The following is a 21,244-nucleotide window of genomic DNA, read 5'->3' on the forward strand; positions in this document are numbered from 1 at the left end:
GTATGATACACGCGGCTGCGGATTGTTACTATGAGCGCGAATGAACCAGTACATAACATAAAGAATCCGGTAGCGCATCGTAGACCTCGGCCGCAGGCCTGAGTGTCGTGCGTTTGCGCGGAAGAAGGATCAAACAAGCTGTTTGTGTATTTTAGTCCAGACCTTTTGTACAAGCAAAAGGTCTGGCCGTGTCCGCCATAGCCTTGGCGACGGCTGGATGCTGCCTGCATAAGGCAAACTTACAAAATTAAAAAAAATAGGATCAAAGTAAAAAAATAAATAAAAATTTTTTCAAACATTTTCTAAAAATGTTGCCAAAATTTTCTTGCTTCCACTTTTGAATTTTACGGTTACATACGTTTTTTCGCCACGAGTCTCAGTATGTTCTATAACTCCAACGCCATATTTTTTATGTGTAACAATTTTGTTTTTTCGTATAGCAGTAGGTAGTTGAGAACCTTTTTTTGTAGGTGAAACAGCAGTTTTTGGTTGAGATACACATGATTTTTTCTTGGTAGTTTCTCGTACTGATGCTGGCATAGCAAATGATTGAAATTCATTTTTTATAGGTGGTGTACCAAGCCAATCACCAAAGTATGTTTGTGTTTGATAATTTTTCCAGTACGTACAATCATCATGTTTAATACCAGACTGTGGTAGTTCTGACACAAATCGTGATGCTACTTGGTCAACCATTTGGCCGTATGAATAGCGGTATTTTGCGTGCGTAATGAGTAAGCGTTCTTTAGCACGAGTAATCCCGACATAAAATAAACGGCGTTCTTCTTCTACTGCAAGGCTATCGGTCAGTGAACGTGCAGATGGTAATAGACCTTCTTCTAGACCCGCAATAATTACGGTATCAAATTCTAACCCTTTTGCAGCATGCAACGTCATCATAAGCACCGGCTGTTGAGTCGTATCTTGCTCATGTTGTTTTTCTTGCATGAGCGTAACTTCTTCAATAAATTGTGTAATGGTTGTGATGTTTTCTGTTTCAAAATGTTGCATTGCTTTAATAAGTTCTTGCATATTTTCAATACGTGCACGAGCGTCTTCTGGTTCATGTGCATCTTTCAAATATGCAAGATAGCGACTGCGTTCTATAATTTGTTGTGTTGCTTGATATGGTGTGCTCATGGCATCAAGCCCATTGATCACGAACAGGAATTGTTCTACAGATTTTTGCTTATTTCCGGTAATTTCTTTGGTATCAATAAGTTTTTTGAGCACATCAATAAAGGTTAAAAATGGTTCTTGTTGCCATGTTTCATATACGAGTTCCTCAAATTTTTCTCCTAATCCACGTGCAGGTGTATTAATGACTCTGAAGAATGAAGTACGATCAAAAGGATTTATAATCAAGCGTAAATAAGCCAAAATATCTTTAATCTCTTTACGTTCATAGAATTGCATACCACCAATAATTTTGTACGTAATATTTTGTCTAATAAGTGCTTCTTCCAGCGCGCGTGATTGCGAGTGAGTACGATACAAAATTGCAATTTCCTGTGTTTTTTTTGATGCATGCAATGCTTCAATACAGTGGACAATAGTGGCGGCTTCTTGATATTCAGTAAGTGTAGTGAGTAAACGAATACGATCTTTACCTTTTTTGTCGGACCATAATTTTTTTGGATTGCGTTCTTGATTATGTGTAATCACATGATTGGCTGCATCCAATATCGGTTGTACCGAGCGATAATTTTGTTCAATTTTTATGATAGTTGTTTTGGGAAAATCTTTGGTAAAGTTTAAAATATTGCTTACTGTTGCCCCACGCCATGAATATATAGATTGATCCTCATCGCCAACTACACAGATAGATTCTGCGGCAAACTTTTTGTTTGCAAGTGCCATGTGTTTGAGTAGTGCATGCTGTACTGTGTTAGTGTCTTGGTATTCATCAACAAGTATGTGTTGTATTGTTTTTTGAAACTCATGTTTAAATGCTGTGTGTGTATCAAATAGGTGGACGGTTTCAAGCAAAAGGTCATCAAAATCTAAACACTTGCTTATTTTTTTTTCTTTCTCATATGCATAAAAAATATCATGCATGAGTGGGTTGTGTAGGGTATCAAGTGCTGGTTTACTTGGATTGACGGTATGATTTTTTACATACGAAATTTGATACGCTGCTTGCCGTGCACTTATTTGTTTTTGCAGGTTGCTTTTTTGTAAAATGCTATTGATAAGTTTGCATTTGTCATCTTCATCCAATATTGAAAAAAATGGTGCATCTAATTTATCCTGATGCTGCTTGAGCATGCGTACGCAATAAGAATGAAAAGTCCCTATGAACGGCAACGATTCTTCTGTGCCTAAAAATTTGATAATACGTTCACGCATTTCAGTTGCGGCTTTATTGGTAAAGGTGAGTGCAATAATAGACTGCGGGTTGACGGCGTGATTTTTTATAAGGTTAGTAATTCGAGTTGTAATTACTCGCGTTTTACCTGACCCTGCACCGGCGACCACAAGAATAGAGCCAGTTTTATGGGTGACTGCCTGTTGTTGTGCTTGGTTTAGTTCTGTGGATAAAAATGTGTTGAAGGAGGTATCTTTATGCATAGTACTCCAAATAATCAAGTTTATAGAAGCATAGTATAAATTAATTTGGTTTAAATAATAGGCCATGGCCAATGATTTTATGAAAATTTTGGTGATTTTGTATGTTTTTTGGTAATACCTTGTTAATTTTCTATTGTTGACAAAGTTATATCTTTTACTAGATCTTAAAATAGAATTTAAAAAAAATAGGAACGGAGAGTAATCTATGCAGATCAAATCTAATGTATGGTCAATTTTGTTGTTGTTTTTGATGCCAAACATACTATGTGCATCCATCACCTATGTGAATCCGCAGCCGGGTGAGAACCTGCATGGCCTGACAGTACGTATAGGGACTGAGGTTGATATCATTGCCTCCAAGGTGTGTATTATAGAATCATTAGTAGATGCACTTGATATTATGATTAGTGGATCTTTGGGCGCCGAGGAAATCTTATCTGCAATAGAAGCATTAAGTGTAGAGGTTTCGGTTGACAACCAACTGATATGTTCAAAGTTGGAAGTGATAGATTCAAAGATAGATGAGATTGTTATAGAGTCAGACGCATCACAGTTGGATGTGATTGAATCAAAAATAGATAATCTGAGTGTAGAAGTTTCGGTTGACAACCAACTGATATGTTCAAAACTGGAAGTGATAGATTCAAAGATAGATGAGATTGTTATAGAGTCAGACGCATCACAGTTGGATGTGATTGAATCAAAAATAGATAATCTGAGTGTAGAAGTTTCGGTTGACAACCAACTGATATGTTCAAAACTGGAAGTGATAGATTCAAAGATAGATGAGATTGTTGTAGAGTCGGATGCATCACAGTTGGATGTAATTGAATCGAAAATAGATAATCTGAGTGTAGAGGTTTCAATTGACAATCAATTGATATGTTCAAAGTTAGAAGTGATAGATTCAAAAATAGATGAGATCGTTATAGAGTCAGACGCATCGCAATTGGATGTGATTGAAAGTAAGATAGATGTTATTGATAATGATTTATCAATAGATAATGAACTTATATGCTCTAAATTACTGGTAATAGAATCAAAAGTTGATTTGTTAGCATGTCCGACGATGATCACACAAGCAGATATACCATATACCATCACCGTAGCGGGGACCTATTGCTTAGGGGAAGACGTAGCTAATGCGAGTGGGTCATATGCGATTACCATATCGTCAGATGATGTGGTGCTTGATTTGCATGAATATACAATTACCGGGAATGCATCAAGCGGGATCCATATAATAGTTATAGACGATACTATTGATAACGTAACGATAAAAAATGGATTTTTACGAGATGCAACAGATTCATTGAGTTTTGGGATATTTGCAGGAGAATCGACCGGATGCAGTAATGTAAAGATTAGTAATGTACATATGCATAATACAGTTGGTGGGGGCATATGGGCTTTTGAGATTGATGGATTGATTATAGAAGGATGTACCGTAACAGATTCACCAGATGGAACCGGTATACAGTTATCAGGTAGTGGTGGCAATGTGTATATAGCAGATTGTACGATTAAAAATGTAGGTGGTAACGGTATATCATCATCTTTAGAAACGGGCAATATAGTCATAGAACGATGTGTTGCGCAAGAAGTATCATTAGCAGGGTTTTTAATAAGTACACCAAATGCTTCCGGTACCAACGTGACTAATGTAGTTATACGGGATTGCAATGCATTAGCATGTACGCCAGGATTTAGAATAATACGCATAGATGATATTAGTTTAATAAACTGTACAGCACAAAGATGTTTTCGTGGTTTTTGGATAGAACCAAGTTCGGTAGCTCCAGCAAGTGGATTGACCTGTATAAACTGCCAAGCACAAAGCTGTGATAGAGGGGCGTTTATTCTGCAAGAAAGCAGTGGTTCAGGTATTTATAACGATCTTATATTTAAAAATTGTCAGGCATCAGGAAGCATATTAGGTTCTGGTCAAGGGGAAGGATTCTTAATAGCTCCAAACGGCAGTGCAACCAATGTGCAGATTATAGATTGCGAGAGTGAAAATAATGCTCAACACGGTATACGCATAGGTACGGATGTAAGCGAGATCATGATAAATAACTGTAGTATAGCAGGTAATGGAGCAGATGGCGTAAATTATGCAGGTGTGAGCGCGGAAATAAAAAACAGCTCTATAGCATACAATGCGGGTACTGGGATAGAGCATGTAGGAAGTGGTTCATTAGAATTATGTAATAACTTGGTGCACAATAATACAGTAGAAAATTTCTCCGGACTGGATGCGATAGATACGAATTTGTGCACCGGGCAGATGGAAATAATAACACAGGTGGATATTATTGATTCAAAAATAGATGTATTGGCAGAGTGTTGTGAGTGTGATGTTATTATTATGCAATCAGATATACCATATTCAATAGAAGCACCGGGTGTATATTGTTTAGGAGAAGATATAGACGCATCAGCAGGGAACGTAGGGATAGGAATAATATCGACAGACAATGTGGTATTAGATTTACGAGGGCATACAATAGATGGCGGTGGTACGACGAATAATGCGATACAGGTCTTATCATCAGATAATATTGTGGTTCAAAATGGTAGGATAGTGCGCACCGATGTTGATGCAATAGCTGTGTCATCGTCAAGTAGAGTTATTATACGAGACATGCAAATTAATAACGTGACATCAGATGGGATCAGTATAGGTGGAAATGATTGTACGGTAGAACGATGTGAGATTACTTTATTTACTGCAACAGGAATAAATATAACAGCAGGTGCAGAACGAGCTGTAATAGAAGATTGCATCATAAGAAATGGGGTAAGAGGAATACAAAGTAGTACAACATCGCCTAATTGCACCATAAATAATTGTGAATGCAGTGGCGTTACGACAGCAGGATTTGACATACGAGGAGCAAATAACGTAGTAAACGACTGTGTAGCATCAGGCAACACGATAGCTGCTGGGGTGGGATTTGATATAAGTGGTGCGAATTGCCAAGTCAAAAATAGTTCAGCAGTAGGTAATAATGTGGGGATAGATCTGAATGGTGTGACCACCATACACTTATGTAACAACATAGTAAATGGTAATACTGCCGACTTTACGGGTGGTGCGTATGACAGTGATTTATGTGATGATATATCAGTATTCGATGTTGCATTAGAAGCAATAGAGTCAAAAGTTGATATTATACTGAGTACGAGCTGTCCTCATATAATTGCTCAGTTACCGTATACTATTACCGCAGCTGGTACCTATTGCTTAGCGCAAGATTTGACTAACAATAGTGTAAGTAGTGCCATCACTATTAACACAAGCAATGTCACCCTTGATCTCAATGGATATACTATTAATGCAAATGGAAGATCGGCTATTGCGTTTGAATTACAAAGTAATATTGTAATAAGGAATGGTATTATCAGAGATGGCGTGCGATCCATTAACGCGACAGATACCGTAACCAATATACATATTAGTGATATCCAAATATTTGATGATACAAATGATGTTGTTGTCTTATTAGTAGCAGGGGCATTAATAGAAAATGTTGCCGTGTATAACTCAACGGGTAGCGCTTTTGCTATCAATGGTAGTGATGTGCAAGTTGTTGATTGCACAGTAATTGGAGGTGCCGCGAATGGATTTCGTATTAGTGAGATGAGTAGAATTTCATTATATCGATGTGAGGCGGTAAGCTTATCAGATAGTGGATTTAGCTTAGCTGCAGTTACAGATGCAGTATTAGTAGATTGTGTAGCAAAAGAATGTGGTGATGAAGGGTTTTTCCTTACTAATCTTACGGAAGGATGCACACTTGAATCATGTGTTGCACAAAATTGTACGGGATCTGGCTTTAGAACTGGGCCTTCATTCTCTCCGGCTATTGGTGTACAGATGATTAATTGTGTCAGTTCGTATAATGGTGCTAGTGGGATTAGGATGGATGATGGATCTTCCTCCATCGTGTTAAGTGGGTGTATTGTAAATGACAATACGAGCAATGGCATTACGGTTGGTGCAAGTACTTCTAATATGGCCTTACGCAACTGTACAACGAATAATAATGGTGCAGACGGAATTTCTGTTAATGGTGCAACTGGTATAATAATACGCGATTGTACTGCCTATGGGAATGGAAGCGATGGGTTTTCTACTTCAGCAATAGAACCACTTATACAGGGAAATCAGGCCGTAAATAATGGTGCATTTGGTTTCATAGATACTAATAGTACCACGGCGCGTTACTGGAATAATTCAACATTAGGTAATACGTCTGGCGCTTATTCTGGCGTTGCTATAAACAATCAACTCGCGGGAGCGTCGATCACTGATACCATTGGTCATTACTGGATTAATATTAGTAACTAAAAAAGATTAACTGATAGATGTTTATCAAAGAAGGGCTTGGCAACACCAAGCCCTTCTTTGATAAATTGACACTTTTTATGTATTGGGTTAGATCTGAATAGTAGTGATTTTGTAAAAAAAGAAGTAGTTACTGGAGCACTGATTATGAAAGATCAGCCAAGTCGTAAGTACATAATTGTGTTGTTGAGTATGTATGCCTGTTCACTTTACTCTCTGATCGATCCTCAACCAGGTGAAAACATACATAATTTATTATTTAGAACCGCGCAAGAAGTTGATGCAACATTTACGACCGTAGTGGAGATACAGTCTACGGTAGACATGAATCAATCACTACTGGAATTAATAAGTTCACAAGTAGATGGGATTGATACCGATCTATCAATACACGATGTAATGATCTGTTCAAAATTAGAAGTTATCGAATCGAAGATAGATGAGATCGTAGTAGAGTCGGATGGCTCTCAGCTAGATATAATAGAATCAAAAGTATGTATTATAGAATCATTGGTTGAAGCGCTGGATATCATGGTGAGTGGTTCACTGGGCACCATGGAGGTACTATCAGCAGTGGAAGCGCTGAGCGTTGAAGTATCAGTAGATAATATATTAATATGCTCCAAGCTAGATGTAATAGATTCAAAGATAGATGAGATCATGGCAGAATCGAATGCATCACAATTGGATGTGCTAGAATCCAAAATAGATGTCATAGATACAGAATTATCGATAGATAGCATGTTGATATGTTCTAAGCTAGAGCATATAGAAAATGAGCTCGCGCTATTATCAGCATCAGAAATAGATTTAATCAATAAAAATATGATGATATTAGTGTCAATAAGTGATGATTTGCTTGATACGTTTACGGTATTATCAAGTGTTTCTGAAATTATATTAGATAATTTAAGCGATTTGGATGTGCTGGTATCAGGACTGTCAAGTCAGATAGATAAACTGGATACGGATCTGTCGATAGATAATGAACTGATAAATTCCAAATTAATGGTAATAGACTCAAAGATAGATGAAATTATAGAAGCATCAGATGCATCACAGTTAGATGTGCTAGAAAGCAAGATCGATGTGCTCACGACAGATGTATCGGTAGATAATGAACTGATATGCTCCAAGTTAGAAGTAATAGATTCAAAGATAGATGAGATCGGTACCATAGATGTATCGCAGTTGGATGTGCTCGAGAGCAACATAGATGTACTCACGTCAGACGTATCAGTAGATAATGAACTGATATGCTCCAAGTTAATGGTGATAGATTCAAAAATAGATGAGATTGGAGCAATAGATGTATCGCAGTTAGATGCCATAGAAAGCAAAGTTGATGTACTCATTGTAGATGTATCACTAGATAATGAACTGATATGTTCCAAGTTAATAGTCATAGATTCAAAAATAGATGAAATAGAAAGTTCAGATGCATCACAGTTGGATGTGATAGAAAGCAAGGTTGATGTACTGGATGTAGACGTATCGGTACATGATGCATTAGTACGTTCGCAGCTGGACGTAATTGAATCAATTGTAGAAGATCTGAATATAGATACCGAATTAATTATTTCACAACTTGATGTGCTGGAAAGCAAAGTAGATGTGATCGATACAGATCTGTCACTCGATAATGAAATGATATGTTCCAAATTAATGGTAATAGATTCAAAAATAGATGAGATATTAGCAATATCAGAGGAATCACTGCTTGATGTACTAGAAAGTAAAATAGATGTGCTAGATGTAGAAATATCAATACACGATGAGTTAGTGCGTTCGCAGCTGGACGTAATCGAATCAATAGTAGAAGATCTGAATATAGATACCAATTTCATTATCTCACAACTGGATGTGCTGGAAAGCAAAGTAGATGTGATTGATATAGAAATATCAGTCAATGATGCGTTGATTCTTGATGAGCTAGCTGTAATCGAATCAAGACTAGATGATTTAGCAGAGTGTTGTGCATGTGATGTTATTATTATGCAAGCAGATATCCCGTATTCAATAGAAGCACCGGGTGTGTATTGCTTGGGAGAAGATATAGATGCATCAGCATTTAACGTAGGGATAGGGATAGTATCGACAGAAAATGTATTGTTGGATTTACGAGGGCATACGATTAATGGTGGTGGTACAACCAATAATGCAATACAAGTCATATCATCAGATAATGTGGTGATACAGAATGGAAGAATAGTAGGGACTGATGTAGATGCTATCACCGTGTCATCATCAACATCTGAGCGAGTTATTATCCGAGATATGCAAATTAGTGATGTGATAGCAGATGGGATTAGTGTAAGCGGAACTAACTGTACGGTAACACGATGCGAAATTACTTCATTTACGGGAGTAGGAATAAATATAACACCAAGTGCAAATGTAAGAGCAGTGATAGAAGATTGCATAATAAGAAATGGCGTTACTGGGATATTAACGAGCAGTATAGCGGCCAATTGTTCTATAATTAATTGTGAATGCAGTGGCAATACAACAGCGGGATTTAATATACAAGGGGCAAATAACGTAGTAGCTAACTGTGTAGCCTCAGGCAACACGGGAGGCAGTGGCATAGGATTTGATATAAGCGGTGCGAATTGCCAGGTTAAAGATAGTTCATCAGTAGGCAATACAGTGGGGATAGATCTGAATGGCGTAACGACCATAGAATTATGTAACAACATAGTGAATGGTAATACTACCGATTTTGCCGGTGGTGCGTATGACAGTGATTTGTGCAACAATGTCTCGGTATTTGATGTCACCATATGTTCTAAATTAATGGTTATAGAATCAAAAATAGACAATATGATGAGTGGCAATGGAGATACTTCATTGTTGGAAGTTATAGAATCAAAAATCGATTTATTAGCATGTCCTCACATGATTACCCAGGCAGATATACCGTTAACCATAGCGGCAGCAGGTACCTATTGTTTGACCGAAGATGTTGTCGGTTCTGGTACATCTATTTTGGTAAATGTAAGTAACGTAACCGTGGATTTGCATGGCTATATGCTTGATGCAAATGGTGGGGTGGGCATTGGCTTGAACACTAATATTACCGATATTGAAATAAGAAACGGTACTATTGTAAATCCTACGATTGGTATTGGTTTGAATAATGCTACTAATATTGTAGTGAGTGATATTCAGATGTTTGATGCTACTAGTTATAGTTTGACCAGTAGTGGAGCAAGTCAATTGCAGCTGACAGATATGAGTGTCTTTGATGTTGCTACCGGATTTTATTTTGATGGCAGTACTGATATGCAATTGGTCAATTGTTGTGTAATGAATGCGACGCAACATGGTTTTAGGTTTTATAATACAACCAGAGCTACGGTGTATGCGTCTGCAGCAATTAATGCTGGTAATAGTGCGCCATATTATGGGTTTTGGTGTGATTTATGTACTGATATGGTATTTATTAATTGTACCGCACAAGATTGTGGCAATGCAGGGTTTATTGTGCAAGCTACCACAAGTGCGGTGTTCAGAAATTGTGTTGCACAACGCAATGGTGCTGCAACTACGGCATCAGGATTTCTTGCCTCTGTCAATTCATTGGGAATAGTATGGAGTAATTGTAGAAGTTCGTTCAATTCACAACATGGGTTTGCCACCACGAATATAGAATCTGTTTTGATACGTGATTGTATTGCAACTGATAATTCGTCCAATGGGTTTGACACGAGTGCGGTTGACTTAATGGTGCTTGGATGCCAAGCAGTTAATAATACAACAAACGGGTTTAGGAATACTGTGGCGGCTTCACGTTTTTGGAATAATGCAACAATGGGTAATGGAACTGCTTATAGTGGGGTAACTGTAGCTCATACGCTTGCAGGGTCATCGGTACGGCCTGCAACGGGGCACTATTGGATAAACATTAGCGATTAAGTAGTTTATCAATTGACAGAGGTTTATGAGTGGGTTAGGCCTGAAATAAGAATTTTGTAAAAGGAAGTAGTTACTGGAGCACTGATTATGAAAGATCAGCCAAGTCGTAAGTACATAATTGTGTTGTTGAGTATGTATGCCTGTTCACTTTACTCTCTGATCGATCCTCAACCAGGTGAAAACATACATAATTTATTATTTAGAACCGCGCAAGAAGTTGATGCAACGTTTACTACCGTGGTGGAAATACAGTCGACGGTAGACATGAATCAATCATTGCTTGAGTTAATAAGTTCACAAGTAGATGAGGTTGATACTGATTTATCCATACACGATGTAATGATCTGTTCAAAGTTAGAAGTTATTGAATCGAAAATAGACGAGATTGTAATAGAATCAGATGGCTCTCAGCTAGATATAATAGAATCAAAAGTGTGTATTATAGAATCGTTAGTTGAAGCGCTGGACATCATGGTGAGTGGCTCACTGGGAACCATGGAGGTACTATCAGCAGTGGAAGCATTGAGCGTTGAAGTATCGGTAGATAATGTATTAATATGCTCCAAGCTCGACGTAATAGATTCAAAGATAGATGACATCATGACAGAATCGAATGCATCACAGCTGGATGTACTAGAATCAAAGCTAGATGTCGTAGATGCAGAGTTATCAATAGATAGCATGCTGATATGCTCGAAGTTAGAGCATATAGAAAATGAACTGGCAATACTATCAGCATCAGAAATAGATTTGATCAATAAAAATATGATGATATTAGTGTCAATAAGTGATGATCTGCTCGACACGTTTACGGTATTATCAAGTGTTTCTGAAATTATACTAGATAATTTGAGTGACTTGGATGTGCTGGTATCAGGGCTATCAAGCCAGATAGATACACTGGATACAGATCTATCAATAGATAATGAACTGATAAATTCCAAGTTAATGGTAATAGATTCAAAAATAGATGACATTATAGCAGCATCAGATGCATCACAGTTGGATGTACTAGAAAGCAAAATTGATGCGCTCACGGCAGACGTATCAGTAGATAATGAACTGATATGCTCCAAGTTAATGATCATAGATTCAAAGATAGATGAGATTGGACCACTAGATATATCACAGCTAGATATACTAGGAAGCAAGATTGATGTGCTCACGATGGACGTATCAGTAGATAATGAACTGATATGTTCCAAGTTAATGGTCATAGATTCAAAGATAGATGAGATTGGACCACTAGATATATCGCAATTGGATACACTAGAAAGCAAGATTGATGTACTCACGATGGACGTATCAGTAGATAATGAACTGATATGTTCCAAGTTAATAGTCATAGATTCAAAGATAGACACGATAGAACTATCAAATGCATCACAGTTGGATGTGCTAGAAAGCAACATAGATGCGCTGGATGTAGACGTGTCAGTGCATGATGAGTTAGTGCGCTCGCAACTGGATGTAATCGAATCGATAGTAGAAGATCTGAATATAGATACCGAATTAATTATCTCACAACTGGATGTGCTGGAAAGCAAAGTAAATGTGATCGATACAGATCTATCACTCGATAATGAACTGATATGCTCCAAACTTGTGATCATAGATTCAAAGATAGACACGATAGAACTATCAAACGCATCACAGTTGGATGTACTAGAAAGTAAAATCGATGTGCTAGATGTAGACGTATCAATACATGATGAATTAGTACGTTCGCAACTGGATGTAATCGAATCGATCATCGAATCAATAGTAGATGGTCTGAACACCGAACTCATTATTTCACAACTGGATGTGCTGGAAAGCAAAGTAGATGTAATTGATACGCAGATATCAGTCAATGACGCTCTGATTCTTGATGAACTATCAGTAATTGAATCACTAGTAGATGATTTAGCAGCATGTTGTGCGTGTGATGTTATTATTATGCAATCAGATATGCCGTATACGGTAGAAAATCCCGGCGTATATTGCTTAGGAGAAGATATAGACGTATCGGCATTTAGTGTAGGGATAGGAATAATATCAACAGGAACTATAGTATTGGATTTACAAGGGCATACAATAGATGCTGGCCCTTCAACCAATAATGCAATACAGTGCTTATCATCAAGTGATATTGTCATACAAAATGGTAGGGTAGTAGGCACCAACGGAGATGCAATAGCTGTGTCATCATCACATAGGGTTATTATACGAGACATGCAAATAAGTAATTTGATATTGCATGGGATCAGTATAGGGGGAAATGATTGTACGGTAGAACGATGCGAGATTAGTTCATTTACTGGATCAGGAATAAGAATAACAGCAGGTGCAGAACGAGCAGTAATAGAAAATTGCATAATAAGAACCGGCGTTAGAGGAATACAAAGTAGTACAACATCGCCTAATTGCACCATACATAATTGTGAATGTAGTGGTAATACGACAGCAGGATTTGATATACGAGGGGCAAATAACGTAGTAGCCAATTGTGTAGCATCAGGCAACACGATAGATGCTGGGGTAGGATTTACGATAAGCGGCGCGAATTGCCAAGTCAAAAATAGTTCATCAGTAGGCAATAATGTAGGGATAGATCTGAATGGAGTAACGACCATAGAATTATGTAACAACATAGTAAATGGTAATACTATCGATTTTGCAGGCGGTGCGTATGACAGTGACTTATGTGATGATATTTCGATACTCGATGTTACCGTATGCTCTAAGCTAATGGCCATAGAATTAAAAATAGACAGTATGAGTGGCGATACTTCATTCTTAGAAGTTATAGAATCAAAAATCGATTTATTAGCATGTCCACACATGATTACCCAGGCAGATATACCGCTCACCATTGGAGCAGCAGGTACCTATTGTCTGACAGAAGATATAGTAGGTTCCGGTACATCTATTTTGATTAATGCAGATAACGTCACCCTAGATTTGCAAGATTATATGCTCGATGCAATGAGCGGTGTAGGGATTGGGCTGAGCAACAATATCAATAATATTCAAATAAAAAACGGTACTATTATTAATGCTGACATAGGTATTATCTTGAACAATGCTATAAATGTTATGGTGCGCAATATGCAGATGTTTGATGCTACTAGTTATAGTTTGACCAGTAGTGGCGCGAGCCAAGTGCGACTCATAGACATCAGCGCATTCGATGTTGATACCGGGTTTTATTTTGATGGCAGTGCTGATATGCAGGTGATCAATTGTTGTGTGATGAATGCGTTACAAAATGGATTTAGGTTTTACAACACGAATAAAACAACGGTGTATAAGTCAGCAGCGCTCCAGATTGGCAGTAGTTCTACGCATTATGGATTTTTGTGCCAGTTGTGCACTGATATGGTATTTACTGATTGTGTAGCACAAGAGTGCGGATACACTGGGTTTAGTGCGGAAACTACAACCAATGCATTGTTCGAAGATTGTGTTTCTCAGAGTAATGGCGGGAATGGGTTTAGAGCTGCTAATACGGCTCGAGGTATACAATTTATTAACTGTGTAAGCTCTGCGAATGATAATAATGGATTTTCTTGTGGTACGGGAGGAATTACGTCGGTTGTCATACGTGATTGTGTTACGCATGATAATGGCGGACCGGGATATTTTTGTCTGGTGACAGATTTGTTGGTGATTGGTTGTCGGTGTATGAATACAAGTCTTGCTTTTTTTGATAATGGCAGTACGAATGCGCGTTACTGGAATAATTCAACAATAGGTGCCTCGACGAGCTATAGTGGCGGTGTATTTACAGCAGGTGTTCTCGCGGCCACCGTAGTTGCAAGTGGATCAGTTACTAATACATATGGGCACTATTGGACTAATATTAACAACTAAAAGGTGTTGTCGGTTGACAGGGGTTTGGTATTTAGTTAGATCTGAATAGTAATGATTTTATAAAAAAAGAAGTAGTTACTGGAGCACTGATTATGAAGGGTCAGCCGAGTCATATTTGCATAATTTTGTTGTTGAGTATATATGGGTGTACTATATATCCATTAATTGATCCACAACCGGGTGAAAACATACATAATTTGTTATTTCGCACCGCGCAAGAAATAGATGCAACATATACAACGGTGGTGGAGATACAATCAACCGTAGACATAAATCAATCATTGCTTGAATTGATAAGTTCACACGTTGATGGAGTTGATACCGATCTATCAATACATGATGTAATGATTTGTTCAAAGTTAGAAATCATCGAATCAAAGATTGACGAAATCATGATAGCATCAGGTGGGTCGCAGTTGGATGTAATAGCATCAAAGGTGTGTACTATTGAATCATTGGTTGAGGTGCTGGATTTTATGGTAAGCGGATCGCTGGGGACTGTAGAGATATTGTCCGCGGTGGAGGCATTGAGTGTTGAGATATCAGTAGATAATACATTGATATGTTCAAAACTCGATGTGCTAGATTCAAAGCTCGATGATATTGAACTATCGGATGCATCACAATTGGATGTATTAGAATCAAAAATAGATGTAATCGATACAGACTTATCGATCGATAATATGTTAATTTGTTCCAAATTACAACATATAGAGCATGAATTAGAAGCATTAGCGCTCTCAGAGATAGATTTAGTTAACAAAAATATGATGCTATTAGTATCAATAAGTGACGATTTACTTGATACGTATACGGTTTTATCGAGTGTTTCTGAAATTATACTGGATAATTTGAGTGATTTGGATGTGTTGATATTAGAACTATCAAGCCAGGTGGATGTAATCGATACCGACTTATCGATAGATAATGAGTTGGTATGTTCTAAGCTCATGGTACTAGAGTCAAAGATAGATGATATCATGCAAGTATCAGATGCCTCACAACTGGAAGTACTAGAAAGCAAGATAGATGTGCTCACCGTAGATGTATCACTAGACAATGAGTTAATTAATTCCAAGTTAATGGTAATAGATTCAAAAATAGATGAGATTGGTGGTTTAGATGCATCACAACTGGATGTGCTGGAAAGTAAGATAGATGTGCTCACCGTAGATGTATCACTAGACAATAAATTGATAAATTCCAAGTTAATGGTAATAGATTCAAAAATAGATGAGATTGGTGGGTTAGATGCATCACAACTGGACGTGCTGGAAAGCAAGATTGATGTGCTCACCGTAGATGTATCACTAGACAATGAATTGATAAATTCCAAACTTGTAGTCATAGATTCAAAGATAGACACGATAGAAATATCAAATGCATCACAACTGGATGTACTAGAAAGTAAGATAGATGTGCTGGATGTGGAACTATCAGTACATGATGAGTTGGTGCGTTCACAACTAGATGTAATCGAATCAATAGTGGAAGATCTGAATATAGATACCGAATTAATTGTCTCCCAACTGGATGTGCTTGAAAGCAAAGTAGATGTGATTGATACAGATCTATCGCTCGATAATGAATTGATATGCTCTAAACTCATAGTAATAGATTCCAAAATAGATGAAGTATTAGCAACATCAGATGTGTCACAGCTTGATGTACTAGAAAGCAAGATAGATGTGTTGGATATAGAACTATCAGTACATGATGCATTAGTGCGTTCACAACTAGATATAATCGAATCAATAGTGGAAGATCTGAATATAGATGCCGAGCTTATTGTTTCACAATTGGAGGTGCTCGAAAGCAAAGTAGAGGTGATTGATGTGCAAATATCAGCCAATGATGTCCTAATTCTTGATGAATTAGCAAACATTCAGGAGCAATTGGATGATTTAGCAGAGTGTTGTGCATGTGATGTTATTATTATGCAATCAGATATACCATATACAATAGATGCACCGGGCGTATATTGTGTGGGCGAAGATATAGATGCATCAGTAGGGAGTATAGGAATAGATATATTAAGTACAGAAAACGTAGTATTGGATTTACGAGGACATACAATAGATGGTGGTAGCACATCGGGTAGTGCAATACGAGTATCAACATCAAATAATGTGGTGGTGCAGAATGGAAGAGTACAAAGAAAAAATGGGCCTGGAATATCAATGGCAACATCAACTAGGGTTACGGTACGAAATATGCAAATTAATAATATAGTATCAGGTGGAATTGGGATTAGTGGTGATGATTGTACGATAGACGGATGCGATATTGCCTCAGTTAGCCTTGGTGCCGGAATAAATATAACAGCGGGTTCAAATAGAGCGGTAATAGAAAATTGCATAGTACGAAGTGGTGCTACCGGAATATTAAGCAGTACAACATCGCCTAATTGCACTATACGTAATTGTGAATGCAGCAACAATACGTCAATAGGTTTTGATATACGAGGGGACAATAACGTAATAGACAACTGTGTAGCGTTAGGCAACGTGGGAGCGGGAGTTAATGGCGTAGGATTTGATATAAGTGGTGCGAATTGCCAAGTTAAAAATAGTTCATCAGTAGGCAATCGGGTTGGGATAGATCTGAATGGGGTAACGACTATAGAGCTATGTAACAATATAGTGAATGGTAATACTACCGCCAACTTTGCCGGTGGTGCTTATGATAGTGACTTATGCGATGATATCTCGATACTCGATGTTACCGTATGTTCTAAGCTCATGGTCATAGAATCAAAAATAGATAACATGATGAGTGGTGGAGATACTTCATTGTCAGAAGTTATAGAATCAAGGTTGGAAGTCATAGAATCAAAAGTTGAGCTGTTAGCATGTCCATATATGATCACCCAAACAGATATACCGCTTACCATAGAAGCAGCCGGCACGTATTGTCTAGCCGAAGACATAGTCGGTTCCGGTACCGTAATTTTGATTAATGCAGATAATGTAACCCTCGATTTGCATGGATATATGCTTGATGCAAACAGCGGTGTAGGCATTGGTCTGAACACTACTATTACTGATATTGAAATAATAAATGGCACCATTATTAATGCGGCGATTGGTATTATCTTGAACAATGCTACCAATGTTATGGTGAGTAACATGCAGATATTTGATGCTACCAGTTATGGTCTGACTACTAGTGGCGCGAGTCAATTACAACTTATAGATATCAATACATTTGATGTTGCTAACGGATTTTATTTTGATGGCAGTGTTGATATACAAGTAGCCAATTGCTCGGTGATGAATACTACACAGTATGGATTTATTTTTTATAATACGAGTAAAACGACGGTATACCGATCGGCAGCCCTTCATATTGGTAGTAGTTCTACGCATGGTGGATTTTTGTGCCTGTTATGCACCGATATGGTATTTACTGATTGTGTAGCACAGGAGTGCGGCCAGGGTTTTGTTGCTGAAACAACAACCAATGCATTGTTTGAAGATTGTATTGCGCAAAGGAATGGTGATTTTGGGTTTGGAGCTGGTAATAATGCCAGTGGTATACAATGTATTAATTGCGTGAGTTCTGCTAATGGGAGCTATGGGTTTGCTGCAGGTGGTGGAGGAGCTACGGCTGTGGTGATACGTGATTGTATTGCGCACGATAATGTGACCGCGGGATTTGCATGTATAGTGACAGATTTATTGGTAATTGGTTGTCAATCAATTAATCAAAACACTGCTTTTGTTGATACTGGCAGTACCAATGCAGGGTATTGGAATAATTCAACAATAGGCGCTAGTGCTATTATTGGTATTGCCTATTTAAGTACTGGTGTATTTTCTGCGGCTAATGTAGTTCCAAGTGCATCAGTTTTAACTACATATGGGCACTATTGGACTAATATTAATAATTAATCGTCCTAAGACTTGCTGTATGTTATTCAATACACTATCCCAATCGAATGGAATGGGTTGTTTGAAAATACACATGGTGGGGTACCATGGTGAGTCAATACGTCCGGCAATCCAACGCCAATCGGTAGAAAATGGCAGCAACAACCAGACCGGTTTGCCCAATGCACCGGCAAGATGAGCGGTTGCGGTATCGACTGAGATAATTAAATCAAGTTGTGTAATAACTGCAGCGGTGTCCATAAAACTGCCGTGCGTTGTGTCAAAGTCATTCGGAAATATGTGCAGATTAAAATCATGAGGTACCTGGGTTAATTGTTCAAGACCTTCAACTTGTTGCAAGCTGTACCAACTGATGCCAGGAATATCTTTGAGTTTAAAAAATTGTGCAAGTGGTATGCCGCGACGGGCAATAGGCAGACGTGAAATATCATTATGTATGCTTGTTTGCCAACAAATACCGATTTTAAAATTATGATCATTGGCTAATTGTTGCTGCCAATAGTTTATTAATGTTGTATCGGGGAAAATATAAGGGATAGTGCGTGGCATGGTATGTTCATCATCGTAAAATACAGCCGGTAAGCTCATAAGTGTTGCACGTGCATGATGCGGCGGAATTGGGTTGCCTGTCGGATACAGCATATCAATATAAGAACAATTGCTTAGTAAAGGAATCAATTGTTCTTGTGCGAACACAATGGTAGTAGCTCCCATATTTTTCAGTCGTTCTGCGTAGCGAATAAATTGCAACGTATCGCCAAGACCACCTTCAGGTGTTAATAGTATTGTTTTGCCTGCTACCGAATTTGTTGCAAGCAAATTGCGTAATTCAGGAGCATATTTACCTGCTCGTTTAAGATACCATTCATGTGCGGGCCAACCATCTTTAAAGTCTCCTTGAGTAATGAGAGCAAAACTTAATCCAATGCGTGCAGATTCGTAATTAGGATCTTTATTAATTAGATCCTGATATATAATCAATGCTTCTTCAAATCGTTCTGCTATTTTGAGCGTGAATGCTTTATTGTAATGTGCAGGTATGGTGCCCGGCGCACGTGCAATAACGGTATCAAATTCTTTAATTGCTTCATCAAGTCTGCCGATTTTCAGATAAATGCATCCACGTTGAAAATGTGCATTGATAATCTGAGATCCTCCTAATGCAATATACTTGTCAATGTATTCAAGTGCTTGATCAAACCGTTCTTGTACAAGCAATTGATCGATCTGATGCATAATATTTTCATGGCTATTTGCTTGTAGAGCGAGAGTAGCAAAAATAAACATATATACATATTTTTTCATGATATATTCTCTAAAAATTCTTGTTGCAATGCGTGAACAATATTTTGTATAACCGCATCCCAATCTCCTGGTGTAGACTGTCTGAATAATCGCATGTTGGGGTACCATGGGGTATCGGTGCGCTTGAGCATCCAGCGCCAATCAGATGGTTTGGGAAGAAGTACCCATGTTGGTTTGCCAAGTCCCGCAGCCAGATGCGCAATTGAAGTATCAATAGTTATTACCAGATCAAGATTGGTAATAACTGCGGCAGTATCCATAAAGCGACCGCGTGAATTATCAAAATCATCACTAAAGGCTGTGATATGTAGTTTTTCATTGATATGTTCTAGTTGATCTTCACCGCCTATTTTTTGTAGTGAATATAGACTAATACCTTTAATATCTGCAAGAGGTAAAAAAGTATGTACATGACATGATTTTGCTTTGACTATATCACGCAATTCTTGGATAGAATAGTTCGGATTGCCCTGCCAACATAAACCGATTTTGAAGTTGGTATCAGCTGCTAATTTTTTACACCAATAGGTAACAAGTTCGGGGTTAGCATATAGATATGGAATATGTGTCGGCACCGTATCCAAACATGTTTTAAATAAGAATGGTAAGCTCATGGTTGATGCATGAAAATCAAATGCTGGTAATGTATCGGTAGAACAGATGACATGATCAATATAGGGACATTGTTCCAAAATAGTTTTGAGAATTAAAGAGGTTTGCACAATCACATGAGCGCCCATTTCTTTGATTAATTTGGCATAACGGATGAATTGAAAAGTATCTCCCGATCCTTGCTCACAGGTAATTAGAATTGTTTTGTTATTGAGGTCAGCTGAGCCATCCCAAACGGGGTTATTATATTCGGGGCGCTTTGCATGGAATGCTTCCCAGCGCCATTCATGCTCATGCCAACCACGTTCAAAGTCTCCTTTACTTAACAGCGCAAGACTTAAGCCGAGCCGTAGATGAGCATCATTGGGATGTTGGTCGATTAATTCTTGATATATGCTAATTGCTTTATCAAGTTGTTCTGATTGCATGAGAGCATACGCTTTACAATGTTGTGCACGAATACTATTCGGGTTATGAGCAATAACGGTATCAAAGTCATTAATAGCATCAAGAAAGCGTTTCATTTTAAAATAAATACATCCGCGTTGCATATATGCATCAATTGTATGTGAGGCGTCAGATGCGATGTATTTATTGATATGTGTAAGTGCTGTATCACATAGGTTTACTTCATTTAATGTACGTGCCAAATCGATCAGGTATTCAGGACTTAGGGTATAGCTCGATAGAGTTATTAATGGTACAAGTAACCAACTGTTTTTCATGCTTTTTTATTTTA

At 37.9% G+C, this 21,244-nt stretch carries 7 protein-coding genes; 4 read left to right on the forward strand and 3 right to left on the reverse strand.

What is annotated here, in order from left to right; genetic code table 11:
• Positions 1-291 precede the first annotated feature (291 nt).
• Entirely contained in the window at positions 292-2,571 is a 2,280-nt protein-coding gene (locus PK943_00225) for a 3'-5' exonuclease (protein ID HRN77645.1), read from the reverse strand.
• A gap of 205 nt (positions 2,572-2,776) precedes the next feature.
• Between PK943_00225 and PK943_00230 the strand changes: the two genes are divergently transcribed.
• The 4 genes from PK943_00230 (at position 2,777) to PK943_00245 (ending at position 18,588) form a co-directional block, all read left to right on the forward strand.
• Complete coding sequence (locus tag PK943_00230; protein HRN77646.1) at positions 2,777-6,925, forward strand: right-handed parallel beta-helix repeat-containing protein; 4,149 nt, start codon at positions 2,777-2,779, stop codon at positions 6,923-6,925.
• A 144-nt stretch (positions 6,926-7,069) separates the two neighbouring features.
• Positions 7,070-10,840 (forward strand): right-handed parallel beta-helix repeat-containing protein, encoded by a 3,771-nt coding sequence (locus PK943_00235; GenBank protein ID HRN77647.1) that lies wholly within the window; start codon positions 7,070-7,072, stop codon positions 10,838-10,840.
• An 87-nt stretch (positions 10,841-10,927) separates the two neighbouring features.
• Entirely contained in the window at positions 10,928-14,695 is a 3,768-nt protein-coding gene (locus PK943_00240) for a right-handed parallel beta-helix repeat-containing protein (GenBank protein HRN77648.1), read from the forward strand.
• Between the two features lie 92 nt (positions 14,696-14,787).
• The gene (locus PK943_00245; protein ID HRN77649.1) at positions 14,788-18,588 is read left to right on the forward strand and encodes a right-handed parallel beta-helix repeat-containing protein; all 3,801 of its coding nucleotides are present in this window, start codon (positions 14,788-14,790) and stop codon (positions 18,586-18,588) included.
• Here PK943_00245 and PK943_00250 read toward each other — a convergent pair.
• Positions 18,547-19,893 (reverse strand): tetratricopeptide repeat protein, encoded by a 1,347-nt coding sequence (locus tag PK943_00250; GenBank protein ID HRN77650.1) that lies wholly within the window; start codon positions 19,891-19,893, stop codon positions 18,547-18,549. The genes PK943_00245 and PK943_00250 overlap by 42 nt on opposite strands.
• Positions 19,890-21,230, reverse strand: coding sequence for a tetratricopeptide repeat protein (locus tag PK943_00255; protein HRN77651.1), 1,341 nt, complete (start codon positions 21,228-21,230; stop codon positions 19,890-19,892). Before PK943_00255 ends, PK943_00250 begins: the two co-directional genes overlap by 4 nt.
• Positions 21,231-21,244 lie beyond the last annotated feature (14 nt).

The sequence above is a fragment of the Candidatus Dependentiae bacterium genome, from assembly GCA_035445995.1.
GTDB lineage: Bacteria > Babelota > Babeliae > Babelales > Vermiphilaceae > DAOMRS01.

Excerpts from the sequence above, each read along its gene's own strand:
- PK943_00240 (HRN77648.1), top strand. The coding sequence starts at position 10,928 with ATGAAAGATCAGCCAAGTCGTAAGTACATAATTGTGTTGTTGAGTATG.
- PK943_00250 (HRN77650.1), bottom strand. The coding sequence starts at position 19,893 with ATGAAAAAATATGTATATATGTTTATTTTTGCTACTCTCGCTCTACAA.
- PK943_00225 (HRN77645.1), bottom strand. The coding sequence starts at position 2,571 with ATGCATAAAGATACCTCCTTCAACACATTTTTATCCACAGAACTAAAC.
- PK943_00235 (HRN77647.1), top strand. The coding sequence starts at position 7,070 with ATGAAAGATCAGCCAAGTCGTAAGTACATAATTGTGTTGTTGAGTATG.
- PK943_00245 (HRN77649.1), top strand. The coding sequence starts at position 14,788 with ATGAAGGGTCAGCCGAGTCATATTTGCATAATTTTGTTGTTGAGTATA.
- PK943_00230 (HRN77646.1), top strand. The coding sequence starts at position 2,777 with ATGCAGATCAAATCTAATGTATGGTCAATTTTGTTGTTGTTTTTGATG.
- PK943_00255 (HRN77651.1), bottom strand. The coding sequence starts at position 21,230 with ATGAAAAACAGTTGGTTACTTGTACCATTAATAACTCTATCGAGCTAT.